The sequence below is a fragment of the Pseudomonas sp. S4_EA_1b genome (assembly GCF_016307435.1).
In the GTDB taxonomy this organism is placed as follows: Bacteria; Pseudomonadota; Gammaproteobacteria; order Pseudomonadales; family Pseudomonadaceae; genus Aquipseudomonas; species Aquipseudomonas rhodesiae.
This window is the reverse complement of the sequence record NZ_JAEILC010000198.1, coordinates 1-1,437: the sequence shown is the minus strand read 5'-3', so window position 1 is coordinate 1,437 and position 1,437 is coordinate 1. Positions and strand designations below refer to the sequence as shown.

At 54.8% G+C, this 1,437-nt stretch carries 2 protein-coding genes; both read right to left on the bottom strand.

The annotated features are described in order from the left end of the window. Positions 1 to 741, bottom strand: a 741-nt coding sequence (locus YA0848_RS35510) for an IS3 family transposase (RefSeq protein WP_232925260.1), incomplete at its 3' end; no start/stop codon positions are given. Between the two features lie 26 nt (positions 742 to 767). Then, the gene (locus tag YA0848_RS35505) at positions 768 to 1,307 is read right to left on the bottom strand and encodes a helix-turn-helix domain-containing protein (RefSeq protein WP_034114343.1); all 540 of its coding nucleotides are present in this window, start codon (positions 1,305 to 1,307) and stop codon (positions 768 to 770) included. Positions 1,308 to 1,437 lie beyond the last annotated feature (130 nt).

Below are 1,437 nucleotides of genomic sequence, written 5' to 3'. Positions count from 1 at the left end.
ATGGTTGTAGTAATGGATGTATTGATCCAGTCCAGCCTGCAACTGAGCCTCGTTGTCGAAGCTTTCGCGGTAGTAAAACTCTGACTTCAACGTGCCGAAGAAGCTCTCCATCGTGGCGTTGTCATAGCAGTTTCCTTTGCGTGACATGCTTTGTTCCAGCCCCGCCTGTTCTAGTCGCTCGCGATACTTCGAGTGTCGATAGTGCCAGCCTTGATCCGAGTGCAGCATGGGTTTAGCGCCCTCAGGCAGGCGCTCGAGCGCTCGCTCCAGCATGTCGCCAACCAGGGCATATTGGGGGCGTATGGCGGTCTGATAAGCCACGATTTCTCCGTTGTATAAGTCCAAGATCGGCGACAAATACAGCTTTTTACCTGCCACTTTGAACTCGGTGACATCCGTCACCCATTTCTGATTCGGCTTCTCGGCTTCGAACCGACGAGCCAAGGTATTGGGTGAGATTTCTCCCATCGGCCCTTTATATGCTCTGTATTTCTTGGGTCGCACCGTGCATTTGAGCCCCAACGCTCCCATCAATCGTCGTACCGTTTTGCCGTTGATCTGTAGTCTTTCTTTACGCAGTTCCAGCGTCATACGGCGGTAGCCCAGGCGCCCTTTATGCTCTTGCTGAAGGCTCTGGATCGAGGCTTTGACTGAGACGAAACGGTCCGCAACGCCCATGACCTTGAGTTGGTAGTAGTACGTGCTTCGCGCCAGCCCTAGCAGTTTGAGCAGGTCCGCCAGCGGAAAGTCTTGTCTCAGCTCAGTGACTATTCGAGCTTTTTCTTCGCTTCGTTCTCCCGCCTGATCACCGCCTCGCCTAACTCCCCAAGCTTTTTTAGGTAGGCGTTCTCCATGCGCAAATACTGAAGTTCATCCAGCAAGGCTTTGTGCGCAAGCTCCTCTTTTGTAAGGGGGGCGGCAGATTTACGCAGTTTGGCAGGTGGCTTTGGCATAGCGGTATTCAGTCCTTTTTTCCCTGAGGCCAGGGCTTCAATACCGCCACTGTAATACTGCTGCTGCCATCTGCCCACTTGGGTGGAGTCACCCAGGTTGAAAAGCGCCGCTGCGCGGCGCAAGGAGAGGGAGTCGCGCCACATGCGTTGCAGAACGGAAAACTTGAACAGCGCGCTGTAACGCCCACCGGCACTGCTCAGGCTGGCCTCACCGTGCAGCCGGTAAGCCTCCACCCAACGGCGAAGCAAGGTGGGGTCCATTTGAAATTGAGCGGCGATACGGCGAAAACCCCGGCCTCGTTCAAGAAAAGCAGTAATGGCGGAAAGCTTGAACTGCGTCGTGTACTTGCTCATGAAAAAGCCCCAAGAGTTGGATAGGTGTCCAACTTTTGGGGCGCACTTCACCACCGCTATCGGGAGCAAGCCCCCTCCCACACTTGATCGTTGTCGACAGGTAGAAAGCAGCCCGGCTGTAGATCTCAAG